This window comes from Streptomyces sp. NPDC026672 (assembly GCF_040638185.1).
Lineage (GTDB): Bacteria > Actinomycetota > Actinomycetes > Streptomycetales > Streptomycetaceae > Streptomyces.
On the sequence record NZ_JBEZXS010000077.1, the window covers coordinates 1 to 18,291 of the forward strand.

The 18,291-nt window shown below is 74.0% G+C and carries 20 protein-coding genes and 1 pseudogene; 10 read left to right on the forward strand and 11 right to left on the reverse strand.

All coding sequences use genetic code 11. The features are described from left to right. Positions 1-90 precede the first annotated feature (90 nt). Positions 91-549 (forward strand): annotated as a pseudogene (locus AB0F77_RS41645) (SDR family oxidoreductase); the annotation flags it as partial. 199 nt (positions 550-748) lie between these two features. Here AB0F77_RS41645 and AB0F77_RS41650 read toward each other — a convergent pair. The 3 genes from AB0F77_RS41650 to AB0F77_RS41660 all read right to left on the reverse strand — a co-directional run bounded on the left by AB0F77_RS41650 (position 749) and on the right by AB0F77_RS41660 (position 2,771). Further along, complete coding sequence (locus AB0F77_RS41650; RefSeq protein WP_361959520.1) at positions 749-928, reverse strand: hypothetical protein; 180 nt, start codon at positions 926-928, stop codon at positions 749-751. A 296-nt stretch (positions 929-1,224) separates the two neighbouring features. Beyond that, complete coding sequence (locus AB0F77_RS41655; RefSeq protein WP_361959523.1) at positions 1,225-2,100, reverse strand: undecaprenyl-diphosphate phosphatase; 876 nt, start codon at positions 2,098-2,100, stop codon at positions 1,225-1,227. A gap of 200 nt (positions 2,101-2,300) precedes the next feature. After that, entirely contained in the window at positions 2,301-2,771 is a 471-nt protein-coding gene (locus AB0F77_RS41660; protein WP_361959526.1) for a helix-turn-helix domain-containing protein, read from the reverse strand. Between the two features lie 118 nt (positions 2,772-2,889). Between AB0F77_RS41660 and AB0F77_RS41665 the strand changes: the two genes are divergently transcribed. Further along, the gene (locus AB0F77_RS41665) at positions 2,890-4,059 is read left to right on the forward strand and encodes a thiolase family protein (RefSeq protein ID WP_361959529.1); all 1,170 of its coding nucleotides are present in this window, start codon (positions 2,890-2,892) and stop codon (positions 4,057-4,059) included. Positions 4,060-4,097: 38 nt separating this feature from the next. On the opposite strand, the gene AB0F77_RS41670 is transcribed toward AB0F77_RS41665, so the two are convergent. Beyond that, positions 4,098-4,883, reverse strand: a complete 786-nt coding sequence (locus tag AB0F77_RS41670; protein WP_361959532.1) for a TVP38/TMEM64 family protein — start codon at positions 4,881-4,883, stop codon at positions 4,098-4,100. Positions 4,884-4,997: 114 nt separating this feature from the next. Here AB0F77_RS41670 and AB0F77_RS41675 point away from each other — a divergent pair, with 114 nt between their 5' ends. Further along, positions 4,998-5,843: a fused MFS/spermidine synthase gene (locus tag AB0F77_RS41675; RefSeq protein WP_361959535.1), complete on the forward strand. Its 846-nt coding sequence runs from the start codon at positions 4,998-5,000 to the stop codon at positions 5,841-5,843. Here AB0F77_RS41675 and AB0F77_RS41680 read toward each other — a convergent pair. Then, positions 5,805-7,112: an MFS transporter gene (locus AB0F77_RS41680; protein WP_361959538.1), complete on the reverse strand. Its 1,308-nt coding sequence runs from the start codon at positions 7,110-7,112 to the stop codon at positions 5,805-5,807. The two genes, AB0F77_RS41675 and AB0F77_RS41680, sit on opposite strands and share 39 nt — an antisense overlap. Positions 7,113-7,158: 46 nt before the next feature. Then, positions 7,159-8,157, reverse strand: a complete 999-nt coding sequence (locus tag AB0F77_RS41685; RefSeq protein ID WP_361959541.1) for a hypothetical protein — start codon at positions 8,155-8,157, stop codon at positions 7,159-7,161. A gap of 149 nt (positions 8,158-8,306) precedes the next feature. On the opposite strand from AB0F77_RS41685, the gene AB0F77_RS41690 reads away from it, so the two are divergent. Beyond that, positions 8,307-8,744 carry a DUF4442 domain-containing protein gene (locus AB0F77_RS41690; RefSeq protein WP_361959576.1) on the forward strand — a complete coding sequence of 146 codons (438 nt, stop codon included), beginning with the start codon at positions 8,307-8,309 and terminating at the stop codon, positions 8,742-8,744. A 33-nt stretch (positions 8,745-8,777) separates the two neighbouring features. On the opposite strand, the gene AB0F77_RS41695 is transcribed toward AB0F77_RS41690, so the two are convergent. Next, the gene (locus AB0F77_RS41695) at positions 8,778-9,944 is read right to left on the reverse strand and encodes a lysylphosphatidylglycerol synthase transmembrane domain-containing protein (protein ID WP_361959544.1); all 1,167 of its coding nucleotides are present in this window, start codon (positions 9,942-9,944) and stop codon (positions 8,778-8,780) included. Between the two features lie 249 nt (positions 9,945-10,193). Between AB0F77_RS41695 and AB0F77_RS41700 the strand changes: the two genes are divergently transcribed. After that, positions 10,194-10,847, forward strand: a complete 654-nt coding sequence (locus AB0F77_RS41700; protein ID WP_361959547.1) for a DedA family protein — start codon at positions 10,194-10,196, stop codon at positions 10,845-10,847. Between the two features lie 35 nt (positions 10,848-10,882). Here the strand turns inward: AB0F77_RS41700 and AB0F77_RS41705 are convergent, their stop codons facing one another. Then, a complete protein-coding gene (locus AB0F77_RS41705) occupies positions 10,883-11,410 on the reverse strand; it encodes a gamma carbonic anhydrase family protein (protein ID WP_361959550.1) in 528 nt (175 codons plus the stop codon). A gap of 109 nt (positions 11,411-11,519) precedes the next feature. Here AB0F77_RS41705 and AB0F77_RS41710 point away from each other — a divergent pair, with 109 nt between their 5' ends. From AB0F77_RS41710 to AB0F77_RS41720, 3 genes are all read left to right on the forward strand, one after another. After that, positions 11,520-12,284: an acyltransferase gene (locus tag AB0F77_RS41710; RefSeq protein ID WP_361959553.1), complete on the forward strand. Its 765-nt coding sequence runs from the start codon at positions 11,520-11,522 to the stop codon at positions 12,282-12,284. A 162-nt stretch (positions 12,285-12,446) separates the two neighbouring features. Next, complete coding sequence (locus tag AB0F77_RS41715) at positions 12,447-13,019, forward strand: XRE family transcriptional regulator (protein ID WP_361959556.1); 573 nt, start codon at positions 12,447-12,449, stop codon at positions 13,017-13,019. 32 nt (positions 13,020-13,051) lie between these two features. Continuing rightward, positions 13,052-13,609, forward strand: coding sequence for a YbaK/EbsC family protein (locus AB0F77_RS41720; protein WP_361959559.1), 558 nt, complete (start codon positions 13,052-13,054; stop codon positions 13,607-13,609). A 77-nt stretch (positions 13,610-13,686) separates the two neighbouring features. On the opposite strand, the gene AB0F77_RS41725 is transcribed toward AB0F77_RS41720, so the two are convergent. After that, the gene (locus AB0F77_RS41725; protein ID WP_361959562.1) at positions 13,687-14,802 is read right to left on the reverse strand and encodes a cation diffusion facilitator family transporter; all 1,116 of its coding nucleotides are present in this window, start codon (positions 14,800-14,802) and stop codon (positions 13,687-13,689) included. Between the two features lie 59 nt (positions 14,803-14,861). Between AB0F77_RS41725 and AB0F77_RS41730 the strand changes: the two genes are divergently transcribed. Next, complete coding sequence (locus AB0F77_RS41730; RefSeq protein WP_361959565.1) at positions 14,862-15,257, forward strand: metalloregulator ArsR/SmtB family transcription factor; 396 nt, start codon at positions 14,862-14,864, stop codon at positions 15,255-15,257. A gap of 41 nt (positions 15,258-15,298) precedes the next feature. Here the strand turns inward: AB0F77_RS41730 and AB0F77_RS41735 are convergent, their stop codons facing one another. Further along, positions 15,299-16,543 carry a 4-hydroxybenzoate 3-monooxygenase gene (locus AB0F77_RS41735; RefSeq protein WP_361959568.1) on the reverse strand — a complete coding sequence of 415 codons (1,245 nt, stop codon included), beginning with the start codon at positions 16,541-16,543 and terminating at the stop codon, positions 15,299-15,301. Positions 16,544-16,620: 77 nt separating this feature from the next. Beyond that, a complete protein-coding gene (locus AB0F77_RS41740) occupies positions 16,621-17,028 on the reverse strand; it encodes a CoA-binding protein (RefSeq protein WP_361959570.1) in 408 nt (135 codons plus the stop codon). A 171-nt stretch (positions 17,029-17,199) separates the two neighbouring features. Between AB0F77_RS41740 and AB0F77_RS41745 the strand changes: the two genes are divergently transcribed. Beyond that, positions 17,200-17,943 carry a hypothetical protein gene (locus AB0F77_RS41745; protein WP_361959573.1) on the forward strand — a complete coding sequence of 248 codons (744 nt, stop codon included), beginning with the start codon at positions 17,200-17,202 and terminating at the stop codon, positions 17,941-17,943. Positions 17,944-18,291 lie beyond the last annotated feature (348 nt).

An 18,291-nucleotide genomic window follows, 5' to 3' on the forward strand; every position in this document is an offset into this window, starting at 1 on the left:
GTGCGGTGAAGATTCGACACCTCCACCACACACGGAGGCCTTCGCCATGATCAAGCCCGGCGGCGTTAACAACGCTCGTGATCAATACACCTAGGCCGGTTCGTGGACGCGGACACCGCCGATCTGCGCCGGGTCGTCGAGGTCAACCTGCTGGGCACACTGCTGTGCGCGCGCCGCGCGGCCCGGCTGATGTCGGCGCGCGGGAGCGGCGCCATCGTCAACGTCTCCTCGGCCGCCGCCACCCTGGGCAGCCCCGGCGAGTACGTCCACTACGCGGCGACCAAGGCCGCGGTCGACGCCCTGACCGTGGGCCTGGCCAAGGAACTCGGCCCGGACGGCGTCCGTGTCAACGCGGTCGCGCCGGGGGTCGTCGAGACGGAGATGCACGCGGCCATGGGCGACCCGGACCGCCCGTGGCGGGTGGCGCCCGCGGTGCCCCTGCGCCGTCCCGGGCGCACCGAGGAGATCGCCGCGGCGATCGCCTGGCTGCTGTCCCCGGACGCCTCCTACACGACGGGCACGGTGCTGCGGGTCTCCGGCGGCCGGTGACGACCACCGACACGCGGCGGTTCGCACGCGGTCGGGGTCGGGGCCGGGGGTGGTCGTACCCCCGGCCGGTGGTGGTGGAGGACGGTCGGAGTCGTGGCCCGGTCGCGATGACCGGCCTGCCCGGACGCGACGTTGGGTCCAGGGGGGCGACGGGGCCGTGAACTGCGGGGAGGTGGGGCGGGTGGTTCCTGCGGAGCGGTCAGGCCGCCTCGATGATCTCGTCGCGGATGGCCTCGGCCCACTCGACGACCAGCAGCTCGTACTCCGCGCGGTCCTGGGCCGACAGGTATCCGCCCGCACGCAGCCACAGCGCCCGGATCTGCTCGTTGACCTCGGCAGCAGACCGCACGGAACCAGGGGGTGGGGAATCGGGGGACATGTCCACAAGCCTAGGGGCAAGCACTGACACTGCGCTACCGCGCCGCTACCCGGACCGTATGGGGTTGGTCACCGCCGGGACGGGCGCGGGGGCCCCGCGGCGGGTGGCGCGAAACCGTGCGCCCCTGGTGGGACGTTCTGTGAAGGTCCAGGCCATGACGGCTGCCGCCGGGGCGCGCGCAGGAGCGCGCCGGGGCGGTGCGGGACGGGGGCGTCCGGATGACGGGAGATGTCCGAAACGGCACCCGGATCCGGCGTGCGGACCGGATGCCGTGGGGGCGGCGGGCCGGGGTGCGGTCAGTTCGCCGACTCGGCGGCGTGCGGGCTCAGCACACCCGCCGTGACCAGGCCGATGATGACGATGCCGAGCGCCACGCGGTACCAGACGAACGGCATGAAGCTCTTGTTGGAGATCCACTTCATGAACCAGGCGATGACCGCGTACCCGGACCCGAAGGCGATCACCGTGGCGAACAGCGTCGGCCCCCAGGCGATGTGGTCGCTCTCCATGGCGTCCTTCACCTCGAAGACGCCGGAGGCGAGCACGGCCGGGATGGCGAGCAGGAAGGAGTAGCGGGCGGCGGCCTCGCGCTTGTAGCCCATGAACAGGCCGCCGCTGATGGTGGCGCCGGAGCGGGAGACGCCCGGGATGAGCGCGCAGGCCTGGCAGAGGCCGAATATCAGGCCGTCCTTCACGCTCAGGTTGTCCAGGGACTTGCGCTGCTTGGGCGCGCGGTGCCGGCCGCCGGTCTCGTCGCGTGCCGCGAGCCGGTCGGCTATGCCGATGACGACACCGATGACGATGAGCATGGTCGCGGTGACCCGCAGATCGCGGAACGGCCCCTCGATCTGGTCCTTGAGGGTCACGCCCAGCAGACCGATCGGGATGGAGCCGACGATCACCAGCCAGCCCATCTGCGCGTCGTGGTCCTGGCGCATCGCCTTGTCGAACAGCGAGCGGGACCAGGCCGAGATGATCCGGCCGATGTCCTTGCGGAAGTAGATCAGCACCGCGGTCTCGGTGCCGATCTGGGTGATGGCCGTGAAGGCCGCACCCGGGTCCTTCCAGCCCGAGAAGGCCGCGGTCAGCCGCAGATGGGCGCTGGAGGAGACGGGGAGGAACTCGGTCAGCCCCTGGACGAGTCCGAGGATGAGGGATTCAAACCAAGACATGGAGGTGAGAGGTCCAAGTGCTGATCGGGGACACCGGAAATGCGGTGATCATGTGTGTGGAAGGGCAGCGTAGCGTCCCCGCGCGGTCGGCCGGACACAGGGGTTCGAACCCTACGTCGTCGGCCCGCGCACCGGTGCCCGTTCGGTAGAACGCCCGAACGGCCTTCCTGGCGCGCCCAGTTCGCGACGCGCCGCCGGTGTCACGCCGCGGTCGGCCCCTCGCGGGTCCAGCCCGGCGTCTGGGGGTGCGCGGTGAGGTCCTCGTGGTGCACCTCGTCGCCGCAGACCGCGCAGGTGACCACCGGCACCAGCTCGTTGCCGCAGACGTGCTCGATGAGCATGGGGCGTTCCTCGCCCGCGCGCAGATGGCGGTCGCCCCATGCCATCAGGGTCATCAGGACGGGCTCCAGTTCGAGCCCCGCCTGCGTGGGCCGGTACTCGAAGCGCTGCGGGCGCTCGCTGTAGGCCCGCTTGGTGAGGATGCCGGCGTCCACCAGGCGGCGCAGCCGGGTGGCCAGGATGTCGCGCGGCGCGCCGATGTTGCGGACGAGCTGGTCGAAGCGGCCGTTGCCGAGGCACGCCTCCCGCAGCACCAGCAGCGAGTACTTCTCGCCGACGAGTGCGAGGGCGTCGGCGATGGAGCAGGGGCGCGGATCCTTCGTGGCGGCCATGGCCCCCACTCTAGTGGAGGGTTTGATTTTCCAACCCTAGGAGTTATGGTGAGTCCATATTTCCTACTCACCGGTAATGGCTCCGGTCGGCGCTCCGGCCGCCAAGGAGGACCGCACCATGCGCGACGCAGTCATCGTCGAAGCCGTACGCACCCCCATCGGCAAGGGCAAGCCCAACGGCGCCCTGGCGCACGTCCACCCCGTGGAACTCCTCGCCCACACCCTGCGCGCCCTCACCGAGCGCTCCGGCGTCGACCCGGCCCTCGTCGACGACGTCATCGGCGGCGCCGTCGACCAGGTGGGCGAACAGGCCATGAACACCACCCGGTACGCCCTGCTGTCCGCGGGCTTCCCCGAGACGGTCCCCGCGACCACCGTGGACCGCCAGTGCGGCTCCTCCCAGCAGGCCGTGCACTTCGCCGCCCAGGGCGTCATGGCGGGGGCGTACGACCTCGTCGTCGCCTGCGGCGTGGAGTCGATGAGCCGGGTGCCGATGTGGTCCAACGTGCCGCCCGGCGCCGACCCCTTCGGCCCCGGCGTCGCCGCGCGCTACCCCGAGGGCCTGGTCCCGCAGGGCATCAGCGCCGAGCTGATCGCCGCCAAGTGGTCCCTCACCCGCGAGCGGATGGACGCCTTCGCGGTCTCCTCGCACCAGAAGGCCGCCGCGGCCTGGGACGCCGGCCTCTTCGACGCCGAGGTCGCGCCCCTGGAGGGCGTCACCCGCGACGAGTGCGTACGGCCCGGCAGCACCCCCGAGATCCTCGCCGGCCTCAGGCCCGCCTACCAGGACCCCGGCTTCGCCGAGCGCTTCCCGCAGATCGAGTGGAACGTCACCGCGGGCAACGCCAGCCCCGTCAACGACGGCGCCTCCGCCGTGCTGATCGCGTCCGGCGAGACCGCGGCCCGCCTCGGCCTGCGCCCCCTCGCCCGGCTGCACAGCTTCGCCGTCACCGGCTCCGACCCGCTGCTCATGCTCACCGGTGTCGTCCCCGCCACCGAGAAGGCGCTGCGCAGGGCGGGCCTCGGCATCGGCGACATCGACCTGTTCGAGGTCAACGAGGCGTTCGCCAGCGTGGTCCTCGCCTGGCAGCAGGAGACCGGCGCCGACCTCGACCGGGTCAACGTGCACGGCGGCGCCATCGCCCTCGGCCACCCGCTGGGCGCCAGCGGCACCCGGCTCACCACCACCCTCGTCCACGCGATGCGCGAACGCGGCGCCCGCTACGCCCTCCAGACCATGTGCGAGGCGGGCGGCCTCGCCAACGCGATGGTCCTGGAAGCGGTCTGACCCGCCGCCGGCACCTGCCCAGGGGGCGCGGGCGTCCGCTACCTGGGGCGCAGGTGGTGGCGCTTGCGCCAGGCCACCACCGCGCCCACCACCGTGGGCACGGCGATGCACGCCATCGCGATCAGGAACGCCGGCGACGTGGGCGACGAGGCCCGCGCGCCCGCGACCACGTACGCGGCCGTGTTCGGCACCGACCCGATCGCCGTGGCGACCAGGAACGGCATCCAGCCCATCCGGGAGACGGCGGCGCAGTAGTTCGCCGCCCAGAACGGCACGCCCGGGAAGAGCCGCGCCGCCATCATCGAGCGGAAACCGTGCCGGCTCAGCTGTCCGTCGGCCGCCTTCAGCCAGCGGCCCCGCAGCAGCGGCCGCAGCGCGTCCTGGCCGAGCATCCGGCCCAGCCCGAAGGCGAGCCCCGCCCCCAGCACCGTGCCGGCCAGCGTCGTGGCCAGACCCGTCTGGGAGCCGAACAGGGCGCCCGCCGCCAGGTTCAGCAGCGGCCGGGGCACGAACGCGACCGTGCACAGCCCGTACGCCACCGCGAACACCACCGCGGCGGCGGCCCCGCCGAGCTGGGGCGGCCAGCCGTGGGTGAGCAGGCGCTGCGGTTCGAAGAGCAGCACGGACGCGGCGGCGCCCGCGAGCAGCGCCACCAGCAGCGACAGCCGCGACCAGGGCGACAGCAACACGCGGGTGCAGCGCATCACGAGGGCCGCGCGCGGGAGGGACGGGACGGGGGCCGCCGCGGGGACGGCGGCGGTGAGCTCCGTGGCGGTGGCCGGGGGAGGGGCCGTGGCGGTGCCAGAGCGGTTGGCATCGAGCATTCGGCGACAGTAACCGACGAAGATGGCCGCGCGCTTACCCGCCGGGGAATGGGGGTGGCGCCCCACGGGGGTGACGGCGCGTCGCCGCCGCCGGGCACCGGGGACAATGGGCAGGTGAGCGAAGCCGTACCCGTCAGCCGTGTCACCGAGCACGGCGTCGTCAAGTTGATGCCCGACATCGATCGTGAGCGGGCCTGGCTGCTCACCGTCGACGGGGCCCCGCAGTCCTACGTCGACCTCGACGAACCGGAGCATCTGGAGTTCGAGTACGCCCGGCGGCTCGGGCACGTCCTGGACACCCTGGACGAGCCGGGGCGGGCGCTGGACGTGCTGCACCTCGGCGGAGGAGCGCTCACCCTGCCCCGGTACGTCGCCGCCACCCGGCCCGGCTCCCGGCAGCACGTCGTCGAGGCGGACGCCGGGCTGCTCGCCCTCGTCACCGAGCACCTGCCCCTGCCGGACGGCGCCGACGTCGTGCCGCACACCGCCGACGCCCGCGGCTGGCTGGAGACGGCGCCCGACGACTCGTTCGACGTGCTGATCGCCGACGTCTTCGGCGGCTCCCGCGTCCCCGCCCACCTCACCACGCTCGACTACGTCCGTGAGGCCGAGCGGGTGCTGCGCCCGGACGGTGTGTATCTGGCCAACCTCGCCGACGCCGCGCCCTTCGCCTTCCTCCGCTCCCAACTCGCCACGCTCGCGGCCGTGTTCGAGGAGTCGGCGCTGATCGCCGAACCTGGCGTGCTGCGCGGACGGCGGTTCGGCAACGCGGTGCTCGTCGCCGCCCACCGGCCCCTCGACACGGCGGCCCTGGCCCGCCGCACCGCCTCCGACGCCTTCCCCGCCCGGGTCCGGCACGGCGCCGGACTACGGGACTTCACCGGCGGCGCGGCACCCGTGCGGGACGGGGACGCCGTACCGTCACCCGAGCCCCCCGACGGGGCGTTCGGCATCGGCTGACGTGGCGCGCGGCTTTGGCGCGGCGGTCACGGGGCGGGTGCGCCGGGTCAGGTTCCGTACGTCGGGGACCAGCAGCACCAGGGCCGTCACCAGCACCACCAGGGCCGAGCACCCCCACAGCGCCGCGCCCCGCCCGAACGCCTGCTCCGCCGGACCCGTCAGCGCCATGGCGACCGGCAGCAGCGACACCGAGCCGAACCAGTCGTACGCCGAGACGCGCGAGAGCTTGTCCTCGGGGATCTCCTGGTGCAGCGCGGTCATCCAGGACACCCCGAACACCTCCACCGTCGCCCCGGCCACGAGCATCACCACGCACAGCGGCGCGGTCGGCACCGGCACCGCCAGCGCCGCCGACGGCAGGGCGAGCGGGAAGACGCAGAGGGTGCCGACGAGCAGCAGCCTGCGCGGTCTCCAGCGGGTCATCAGCAGGGCGCCGGCGACCGTGCCCGCCCCGAACGCGGCCAGCGCCAGCCCCCAGGGACCCGCGCCGCCCAGGCTGTCGCGGGCGACGAGCGGGCCGTACACGGCGTCCGCCGCGCCGACCACCGCGTTGGCGACGGAGAACTGCACGACGATGCCCCACAGCCAGGGCCGGCCCGTGAACTCCCGCCAGCCCTCCCGCAGATCGGAGAGCAGCCCGCCGCCGGGGCCGCGCTCCGGCACATGGCTCACGTCGAGGAACGCGCGCAGCGCCGCGCCGACCGCGAACGCGCCCGCGTCGGCGGCGAGCACCCAGCCGGGCCCGACCGCCGCGACCAGCGCGCCGCCGAGCGCGGCGCCGCCCAGGGCCGCCCCCTGCATCGCCATCCGGAACACCGCGAACGCCCGCCCGGCCTGCTCGCCGCTCACGGACGACATCAGCATGCCCTCGGACGCCGGCCCGAAGAACGCCTGGCCGGTGCCGCCGAGCGCGGTGAGCAGCATCATCTGCCAGAGCCGGGGCTCGCCGGTGAGCACCAGGAGCGCGAAGGCGCCCTGGGAGAGGCAGTTGAGGACGTTGGCGGCCACCATCACCCGGTGCCGCGGGATCCGGTCCGCGAGCGCCCCGCCGATCAGCAGGAACAGCACGAGGGGCAGGGTGCGGGCCGCCGCCACCAGCCCCACGTCCCCGCTGCCGCCGCCCGCGTCCACGACGGCGAACGCGGCGGCGATCAGCGCGCCGTTGGCACCGAGACCGGTGACGACGGCGGAGGCGGTCAGCAGCGTGTAGTTGCGGCCCGCCCAGGCGGGTCCACGCAGACGGGCGGGGGTGGTGGCGGTGGAGGTCACCGGCCGACTATCCCCGCCCGCGCTCCCGGACGCCACACCGTTTCGGTCAGGACCCCGTCGGCTCGCCGTGCAGCCGTACGGTGCTGAGGATCTTCATGACGGTCGCCGTGTCGACCTCCCCGTCCACGCCCTTGGCGCCGTAGAGGTTCCAGGACACGATGTCGCCCTTGGAGTTCTTGAAGGCGAACGTGATCGCCTTGCCGTCGCTCGCGCACTTGCCCGTCTGGGGCGTGTTCACCGAACGGGCCCAGGCGTAGGCACCCTTGACGCCGGACGCGGTCGTGAAGTCCGTCGCCTTCTTGTCGTAGGTGAGGCTCTTCTTGTCGGGCTGGGTGTAGCCGCCGTAGACCCACCACGGCACCTCGCGGACCGCGGCGTCCGCCGGGGTCTTCGCGCCGCCCTCGCCCTTGGTGCCGGCCACGGCCAGCGGGGTGTCCTCGCTGCGGCCGTCCTTGTCGTCGTCGCTCGTGCACCACTTCGACTTGAACTCGGCCGGCGCGGACATGATGATCAGCGGCTTGGCGTCGTCCGACTTGCGGTCCTCGAACCCGACGGACAGCGTGGGCGACTGGACCTCCCAGTCCGCCGGCACGTCGAAGGCGGTGCCCCACTTGGGGTTCACGACGACCTTCCAGCCGGGCACGGTCGGCTTCTCCGTCTCGTCGCCGCGCGGGTTGTCGTCCGAGCCGGACGGCGACGCGGAGCCGGCGGTGGCCGAGGGAACCCCGGTCGCCCGCTTCGGGGTGTTGCCGCCCGCCGTGTCGTCCTTCTTGTTCCCCAGGACCAGGAACCCGGTCACGCCGGCCGCGACGACGACCGCGAGGGCCGCGACGATCGCGACCACCTTCGTCCGGTTGCCGCCGCCCTGCGGTTTCCGGGGCGGGCCCGCGGGCACGGGCGCTCCCCACTGCGGCTGCTGCCCATACGGGTTGGGCTGTTGGTAGCCCGGCTGCTGGTACGGATTCGGCTGCTGGTAACCCGGCTGCTGATACGGGTTCCCCTGCGGGTTCTGCTCGCCCCCTGGCGGCTGCTGTCCTGGCCACATGGCCCACAACCCTAGTGCCGCCAGGGACACGATTCGGTCACCGGCGCTTGTCAGGGACGTACCGAAACGGCGTACGGGAGCACGGGGCGCACGACTCTGGCCACCCCCTCTTACCCGTGAGTAACATGACGTCCATGAGCGCAGACCAGATGTCGATCGGCGAGATGCTCGCCGCCACGGTGCCGATGGTGCGGACCCTGAACCTGGAGTACCTGGAGACCACTCCGGAGCGGGCCGTGCTGTCCCTGCCGGACCGGGGCGAGTACCGCAACCACGTCGGCGGACCGCACGCCGGTGCCATGTTCACCCTCGGGGAGTCGGCGAGCGGCGCGATCGTGCTCGCCGCGTTCGGCGACCAGCTCTCCCGGGCGGTGCCGCTCCCGGTCACCGCCGAGATCGCGTTCAAGAAGATCGCCCTCGGCCCGCTGCGGGCGACGGCGACCCTCGGCCGCCCGATCGCGGACGTCGTCGCCGAACTCGACGAGGGCCGGCGGCCCGAGTTCCCCGTCACCGTCGCCATCCAGCGCGAGGACGGCGCGGTGACCACGGAGATGACCGTCGTCTGGACCCTGCGCCCCCACGACTGACACCGCGCCCCCGACCCGCACGGAGCTCCGTGTTCACAGCGCCTTCGTGCGGATCAGGGCCGACAGGACCAGGGCGCCCGGCAGCAGGGGCAGCCAGTCCGTCAGGACGCGGAAGCCGATCACCGTCGCCGTGGCCCCGGCCAGCGGGGCGCCGAAGGTGACCAGCGCGACCACCAGGGCCGCGTCCACCGCGAGCCCGCCCGGCGCGGGCACGGCACCCACCGCGGTGCCCGCCGCCAGGAAGGCGAGGACCACCTCGGCCCACGACACCGGCAGGCCCAGCGCCGCACCCACCGACGCGACCGTGCACGCCTGGATCAGCGGCATCGCCGCCGCCCCGCCCCACAGCGCGAGCACCCGGGCGGGCCGGGTGTGCAGGTGCCGGGCGTCGGCCAGGGCGGTGCGCAGCAGCGACGTCACCGGGCGACGCAGCGACCGGACGACGGTCAGCAGCACACCCGCGACGGTCAGCACCGTGCCCGCGGCGGCGAGGACCAGCACCAGCGTCCGCCCGTCCGGGACGAGTTCGCCGAGGCGCCGTCCGGCCGGAGTGGTCGCCAGGAACACCACGAGCACCGCCGTCTTCGCGATTGGCTTGACCAGCGAGTACAGCGCGAGCGAGGCGGTCGCCCGCTCCAGCGTCACCCCCTGCCGGCGCATGAAGCGCAGGGTGACGGCGTGCGCCCCGAGTCCCGCGGGCAGGACGTGGTTCGCGGCGCCCGCGGCGAACTGCGAGGCCAGCAGCAGCCCCGGCGGCAGCCGGTCCGGGAGCGCCCCCTGCCGCACGCAGGAGGCCGCGACGAAGCCGACGGCGGTGAAGCCCACCCCGGCCAGCAGCCACCCCGGGTCGGCCGCGACCAGCTGGGCCGCCCCCTCGTACATGAGCGGCCGGTTGACCAGCCCCCACGCCAGGACCAGCAGGAGCGGCGCCAGACACAGCGCGAGCCGGGCGGAGCGGGTCGTCATGAAGGACGCCGGGGAGCGCGGCGTCCCCAGCGGGGACAGGGACGCGTCGCCGCAGACCGCCGCCAGCGGGGCGGCCAGCGCACCCTCGGGGCAGGCCGCCGCGAGCGGGGGCGGCAGCGGCACGTCGGCACGGGCCGTCGCGAGCGGGGACGGTGAGGTGTCCGCGCCCGGAGCCGTCAGCGGGGACGGCGGGGCATCGGGCTCGGGCGGGGACACCGGGGACAGTGAGGACACGGGGCACGTCGTCCTTCCACATCGGGCCGCACGGGACGACCTGGGGAAGCGAGGCGGGGGAATCCGCGGGGAGCTTTCCCGTTCCGTATGACCGGCGGATGTCCGAAAACCGAAGGACCGTCGGCGGAACGGTGCCGCACGGCGGACTCGGGTACGCCGTGCGCCACCGGTGACCAGGTAGCCTTCCCGTGGGCGCGCCCCTCGATGCGGCGGCCCGGGTAAAGGCACCCGACAGGGGAGGAACCGGCCTTGCACGTCCAGGAATGGCTCGACACCGTGCCGGCGGCCGCCGTCTACGCCCTGGTGGCCCTGGTCATCGGCCTGGAGAGCCTGGGCATCCCCCTGCCGGGCGAGATCGTCCTCGTCTCGGCAGCGCTGCTCTCCTCCCAGCACTCGGGCGTCAACCCGGTCGTCCTCGGCGTCTGCGCCACCGCCGGCGCGGTGATCGGCGACTCCATCGGTTACGCCATCGGGCGCAAGGGCGGACGCCCGCTGCTCGCCTGGCTCGGCAGGAAGTTCCCGCGGCACTTCAGCGAGGGGCACGTCGCCACCGCCGAGCGGTCCTTCGAGAAGTGGGGCATGTGGGCGGTCTTCTTCGGCCGCTTCGTCGCCCTGCTGCGCATCTTCGCCGGCCCGCTCGCGGGTGTGCTCCAGATGCCGTACTGGAAGTTCCTGACCGCCAACCTCCTCGGCGGCATCTGCTGGGCGGGCGGTACGACGGCGGTCGTCTACTACGTCGGCATCGTCGCCGAGGACTGGCTGAAGCGGTTCTCGTACCTGGGCCTGGCGGCCGCGGTCCTGATCGGCCTGACCTCCATGCTGCTCATCAGGCGCCGGGCGAAGAAGGCCCAGGAGGCGCACGAGGCGCAGAAGCAGGCGGAGCCCGTGGGCGCCGGCGACTGAGACACGCCCCGCCGACCCGCGAACCTCACTCGGCCCTACTCGTGCACCTGTCGGTGCGCCTGCGCCAGGTCCGCGTAGAGCGTGCCGTTCAGGGTCACTCCCTCCCGCTCCTCCGCGCTCAGCTCCCGCCGCACCTTGGCCGGCACCCCCGCCACCATCGACCCCGGCGGCACCACCATCCCCTGTGGCACCAGTGCCTGGGCGGCGACGAGCGAACCCGCCCCGATCACCGCCCCGTTGAGCACGGTCGCCCCCATGCCGATCAGGCAGTCGTCCTCCACCGTCGCCCCGTGCACCACGGCGTTGTGCCCGATCGACACCCGCTCCCCGACGGTCACCGGGAACCCTGGGTCGGCGTGCAGCGTGGCGTTGTCCTGCACGTTCGCGCTCGCCCCGACCGTGATCCGCTCCACGTCGCCGCGCACCACCGCGCCGTACCAGACGCTCGCCCGCGCGTGCAGCGTCACGTCCCCGATCACGGACGCCGTGGGCGCCACGAACGCCTCCGCGTCGATACGGGGCTCCTTGCCGCCGATGCCCACGACCAGCGCGCTGTGCGTCATCACCGTCTCCTCGTGTCCGCCGTACGACGCACCGTACGGCACCCCGTGGGGCAAAGATCACAGAGGCCCGCCCTCTCGACGCGGGGCGACCGCTGAGTAACGTGAGCCCGTGCCGAAGCCCAAGAACACGTTCTCGTCCTGGCGCGGCCGACTGGCCCAGCGCGCCGTCCACGCGGCCTGGGAGTGGGCCCGGCGGACGGGCTCCGTCACGGCCGAACGCCCCGCGGGCTTCCGCTTCGGCGCGATGGGAACAGGTACCAGACTGGCCTTCCCGCTCGGCACGGTCTTCGGCGAACCGTGGATCCGGCTCGGCGCCCACTGCATCATCGCCGAGCAGGTCACCCTGACCGCCGGACTGATGCCCGGCCTCGACCTCGGCCCCGACCCGATCCTGCGCATCGGCGACGGCGTCGTCCTCGGCCGCGGCAGCCACGTCATCGCGGACACGACCGTCACCATCGGCAGCGACTGCTACGTGGGGCCGTACGTGTACGTCACCTCCACGAACCACTCCTACGACGACCCGCACCAGCCCATCGGCCGGCAGTGGCCGCGGATGGAGCCGGTGGAGATCGGGACCGGGTGCTGGATCGGGACCGGCGCGGTGGTCCTGCCGGGCGCCCGGATCGGCCGCAACGTGGTCGTCGCGGCCGGCGCCGTGGTCCGCGGGACGGTGCCCGACCACGCGGTGGTGGCGGGCGCCCCGGCACGGGTCGTCCGGCGCTGGACCCCCGACGGGGGCTGGCAGCCGCCGCTGCGCACACCCGCGCCCGTGCCGATCCCCGACGGCGTCACCCCCGACCAGCTGCTGGCCCTGTCCGCGCTGGACGACGAGACCGCGGCCAGGCTGGCCGAACTCGACGCGGACGGATGAGGGGGAGGGGTGACGTGGAGGGCTGACACGGAGGGATGACGCGGGGGGCATGACACCCGCCGCCGGGGAGGTGCCCCGCGCAGTACAGTTCGGTGAACGATCAGGTGCAGCACACCGTAGTTCAGCCCTTCGAACCCAGACATCCATGACATTGGACGTGATGTGTCGGACCTCGACCTGCTGACCCAGTCCCTGGCGCGCAACGTCAAGCGCTGGCGCGGTGAGCGCGGCTTCACGCTGGACACCCTGGCCGCCCGCGCGGGCGTCAGCCGGGGCATGCTCATCCAGATCGAGCAGGCCCGCACCAACCCCAGCCTGGGCACGGTCGTCAAGATCGGCGACGCCCTCGGCGTCAGCATCACCACCCTGCTCGACTACGAGCAGGGCCCCAAGGTCCGGATCGTTCCGGCCGAGCGGGCCGTCCGCCTCTGGCACACCGACGCGGGCAGCTACAACCGCCTCCTCGCCGGCACCGAGGCCCCCGGGCCGCTGGAGCTGTGGGACTGGCGGCTGATGCCCGGCGAGAACAGCCCCTCCGACCCGCACCCCTCCGGCACGGTCGAGCTGGTGCACGTCACGTCCGGCGAGCTGACCCTCACCGTCGACGGGGTCCCGCACCGGGTGCCGGCCGGCGCCAGCGCCTCGTTCGAGGCGGACGCCCCGCACACCTACGGCAACGAGGGCGGGATTCCGGCGGAGCTGGTCATGGCCGTCTCGGTCCCGCCCGTGCGCTGAACGGTCCCGCGCGGGGCTGTTAGCGTGCGGTCATGCGCGCGCCCCTCGGAGACTTCGACACCGCCCTGCCCGTGACCGACTGCGTCGACGACCTCGTCGGCCCGGTCGCCGACGCCGTCCGCGCCTGGCGGGGCCCGGTGCCCGCCGAGCAGATCGTGTACGTCGACACCGACCCGCAATGGGCCGACACCGCGGTCTTCGTCGAGCACTACGGGCGGGATCTCCTCGAACGGTCCGCCAACTGCGTCGTCGTGGCCGGGAAGCGGGCGGGCGAGACCCGGCTCGCCGCGTGCCTCGCCCTGTCCACCACCCGGGTCGACGTCAACGGGGTGGTCCGCCGCCGACTCGAGGCCCGCAAGGCGTCGTTCGCGTCGATGGACACGGCGACCGGCGAGACCGGCATGGAGTACGGCGGCATCACCCCCGTCGGACTCCCCGCCGACTGGCCCCTGTTCGTGGACCCGGCCGTCGTGGACCTGCCCTACGTCCTGGTCGGCAGCGGCCGACGGCGCGGCAAACTCCTCGTCCCGGGCAAGGCGTTCGCCCAGCTGCCGGGCGCGGTGGTCGTCGAGGGACTGGGCGTCGCCTGACCCCGCGCACCGCGGACGCACGCCCGCCGCGGTCGCGCAGAGGGACGTTCACGTGCCGCCGTCGCACGGCGGGGCGTTCACGCCGCCTGGTGGTGGGCGAGGGCCAGATGAGGGTCCCGCTCGCCGGGCGCGGGCGCCGGGTCCGCGTGCACCAGGGCGGCCGTGAGCCGGGGCACGGCGTGCAGCAGGGCGTGTTCCGCGCCGACGGCGATCGCGTGGGCCTCACGGACGCTCACCTCGCCGTCCACCACCACCGCGACCTCGGCCCGCAGCCGGTGCCCGATCCAGCGCAGCCGCAGCTCGCCCACCCCGCGCACGCCCGGCACCTCCCGCACCGCGCGCTCGGCGCGGTCCACCAGCTCCGGGTCCACCGCGTCGAGCACCCGCCGGAACACCTCGCGCGCCGCGTCCCGCAGCACCAGGACGATCGCCGCGGTGATCGCAAGACCCACGAGCGGGTCGGCGAGCTCCAGGCCCAGGGCCGAACCACCGGCGCCCAGCAGCACGGCCAGCGAGGTGAAGCCGTCCGTGCGCGCGTGCAGCCCGTCGGCGACCAGCGCGGCCGAGCCGATCTCCCGCCCGACGCGGGTGCGGTGGCGGGCCACCCACTCGTTGCCCGCGAACCCGACGAGCGCCGCCACCGCGACGGCGGGCACGTGCGCGACCGGCCGCGGGTCGAGCAGCCGGTCCACGGCGGCCCACGCCGTGAACGCCGCCGAGGCCGCGACGGTCAGCACGATCACGATGCCCGCGAGGTCCTCGGCCCGGCCGTAGCCGTAGGTGAAGCGGCGGGTCGCGGCCCGGCGGCCGAGCACGAAGGCGATGCCCAGGGGGACGGCGGTCAGCGCGTCGGCCGCGTTGTGCACGGTGTCGCCGAGCAGTGCCACCGAGCCGGAGACGACGACCACGGCCGCCTGCGCCAGGGCCGTCGCCCCGAGCACGGCCAGCGACACCCACAGCGCCCGCAGACCGCGGGCCGAGGACTCCAGCGCCGGATCGAGCTTGTCGGCCGTCTCGTGGGAGTGGGGGGTGAGCAGATGGGCGAGGCGGTGCCGGAACCGGGCGACCGCCGTCCGGCGCTCACCACGCGTGGGCGCGTGCGTGTGGCCGTGCCCCTGGTCGTGCCCATGGTCATGATCGTGGCTGTGGTGGTGGCCGTGCGTGTGGTGCCCCTGCTCGTGCCGCTCGTTCACGTCGAACCCCTTCCGCCGCGGGAGTGGACGCGTGAGGCCCACGGAGCCATTATGTGCGTATGAGCGCACGCATGCACCTGTCACCTGCGATCCATGCGCACCCGCGCACCCCGGGCGAGGAACAGTTCGCGCTCGCCGCCGACCTCCTCGCGCTCCTCGGCGACCGCACCCGCCTCGCGCTGCTGCACGCCCTCGCCGAGTCGGAGGCCGACGTCAGCACGCTCACCGAGGTCTGCGGGGCGGCCCGGCCCGCCGTCAGCCAGCACCTGGCCCGACTGCGGCTGGCCGGTCTGGTGAACACCCGCAAGGAGGGCCGCCGGGTGGTCTACTCACTGCGCCACGGACATCTGCGCCGCCTCGTGGACGAGGCGCTGAAGGTCGCCGACCACCGGCTGACCGAGACGGAGTCCGAGACGCAGACCGAGAACGGAGAACCGGCCGAGCCGGAGGGCTGACCGGGGTGGGCGGCCGGCCGGGACGCAGGGCCGGCCGGGTGTCAGTACGTCTCGGCCGCGCCCAGGTACTGCTCCGCGAACGCCCGCGCGGCGGCAGGCGAGGTGAACAGCCGGCGCAGCCGGGCCACGGCGGTGCCCGCGACGAACGGATCGTCGGAGGCGGGCCCGTGGTAGATGCCGGACAGCCACTGCGAGAACTCCTGGTAGTCCCAGACCCGCCGCAGACTCGCGTCCGCGTAGCCGTCCAGGCCGCTGCCGTCGCCCTCGGTGAGATACGCGGCCAGCGCGTCACCGAGGAGGAACGCGTCGTACAGCGCCAGGTTCATGCCCTTGGCGGCGATGGGCGCGACGAGGTGGGCCGCGTCACCGGCGAGGAACAGCCGCCCGTACCCCGGGGGTTCGACCACGTAGTCGTGCATGTCGAGCACGCGCTTCTCCAGCAGCCGGCCCTCCGTGAGCGGCTGCGCCCCCTCGGCCGCGAGCCGTGCGCGCAGCTCCGCCCACACGCGCTCGTGCGGCCAGTCGTCCGGGGTGTCGCCCGGCGCGCACTGGAGGTAGTAGCGGGTGACCTCGGGGCTGCGGGCCATGTGTCCGGCGAAGCCGCGCGGATGGACGGCGAAGACCACCGAGTCGGCGGACGGCGGCGCCTCGGCGAGCAGCGCCAGCCAGCCGATGCCGTAGTCGTGCCGGGCGATCCGGACCCGGCCGGGCGGCAGCGCGTCCCGCGTCACCCCGCGCGCGCCGTCGCAGCCCGCGACGAACTCGCAGTGCAGCACCCGGCGTTCACCGGTGTCCGGGCAGAGGTACGACACCGAGGGCCGGTCCGAGTCCAGGTCGTGCAGCCGTACGTCCCGCACGCCGAAGCGGATGTCGCCGCCCCGCACGTCGGCGTACTCGTGGACCAGGTCCGTCACCAGCAACGGCTGGGGGTACACGTAGTGGTGACGGCCCGTCAGCTCGTGGTAGCCGAACCGGTAGCGCTCGCCGCCGAAGCGGAACTCGCAGGCGGTGTGCGGCTGCGCCCGCTCTGGCAGGTTCCCCGCGAGGCCGCGCTCCCGCAGCGCGTGCACCGCCCACTCCTCGATCACCCCGGCGCGCGGCCGGGTCTCGATGAACCGCCGGTCCTCGGTCTCCAGGACCACGCAGTCGACGGAGGCCGCCCGCAGGACGTTGGCGAGGGCCAGTCCGGCGGGTCCGGCGCCCACGACGACGACCGTGCGGTGCCGCGCGGAGGAGGAACCGGGGTGGGGGGTGGGGGAGTCGGACTCGGGGGTGGGGAGCGTCACGCGAGCATTATGACGATGTCCCGTCAGCCACGGCAGGGCGGCCGCTACCGCCGGGACGTCCGGTCCCCGGGGGATTCCTACCGCAGGGAGGGAATCTCGATCGCCGGGCAGCGGTCCATCACCATGTCCAGCCCGGCCGCCCGGGTCCGCTCGTACGCCGCCTCGTCGACCACCCCGAGCTGGAACCACACCGCCTTCGCGCCCTTCGCCACGGCCTCGTCCGCGACCTGACCGGCGAGCGCGCTGTTCACGAACACGTCGACCACGTCCACGTCGAAGGGCACGTCCTCCAGGGAGGCGTACCCGGGCTCGCCGAGCACCGTCTCGGCCTTGGGGTGCACCGGCACGATCCGCTTCCCGAACCGCTGGAGCACCTCCGCCACGCCGTACGCGGCCCGCGCCCGGTTCGCGGACAGGCCGACCACCGCCCAGGTGTTCCCGGTCTCCATGAGGATCTTCCGGATCGTCGCCTCGTCGCCGTACATGGGGGCCTCCTGCCGTCCGCCGAACGTGTCGTGGGGGCAACAGCCGCCGCGGGGTCCATGATTCCCGGATCCGGGACCCGGGACCCGTGATCGCCGGGCCACGGCCGCCGCGGTGACGCGAATCGGCGCCGACGTCCTGCGTACGGGCGTTCACCCGCCTACGCTCACCCCGTGCTGCGCATCGTCGACGACCGAACCGGTGAACCCGTCCACGCCGCCCCCGCCCGCCGCGGCCTGACCCGTGTGGAGGCCCACGCGCCGGACCTCACGCCCACCGCCCTGCGGGTGCTTCTCACCGCCGACCTCCTGGTCCGCGCCCTGGAACTCGGCGGCACCCCCGTCTGGTCCCTGCTCTCCGCCGGTGACCACCGCCCCGGACTCCGCGCCGCCGCCGCGACGCTGGGCGTCCGCCCCTTCGAGGACGCCCACGACCCCGCGACCGCCCTGGGCGAGTCCCAGATCGTCCACGTGGCCGGTGCGGACGCCGCCCCGCCGGAGCGGGGGCTGCTCGTCCGGGTCGCCCGGGTGGAGGACACGGCGGGAGTGCTGCGGGAGGGCGGGGTCCGGGCCGTCGTCGACCCCGGCGCCCTGCGGCTGGCCCTGCTCGCGGCCGGGCGGGATTCCCCCGTCCGGCTCGACCCGTCCACCCTCGACGACGCGGCCCGCACCCTCGCGCGCTGGCGCGGCGCCGTGGCCGCCTGGGCGCGGCAGCCGTCACGGGCCGTCCCCGAGGAGGTCAGGGGGCGGCTGCGGGCGGCCTGGGAGGACGACCTCGACGTGCCCGGGGTGCTGCGCGTCCTGGCCTCCGTGGAGACCGACGACGCCCTGCCCGACGGCGCCCGCTTCGAGACCTACGCCTACGCCGACCGACTCCTCGCCCTGGACCTGACCCGAGACCTGGGCAATCCGACATGACCCGTGCCCCGGTGAGCCCGGCGCGATCACCCACGCGGGAGCCCGCCCGCCGCGCTGGCCCACCCGAGGGCGTCGGTCTTGCACGGCCCACCCGCCTGGCCCGGCTGCGACCCGGGGGGCCTGGCGTGATTGTCCGCGTGGCAGTGGGCTTGCTGTGTTGCTGGGTGGGGTCCTTCGGTGGTCGGTCCGAGGGGGTCGGCTTCGCGGGGCGGGCCCGTGCGTGGTCCGGCTGGTCGGTCTCGGCCCGGCCCGTGTCCCCCGTTATGTTCTTGGCGGTCCTGCAAGAGGGCCGCTGGCCTCCGGGCCCGGCATGACTGGTCCCCCCTGTCGAACGGATGACCTGGGGGG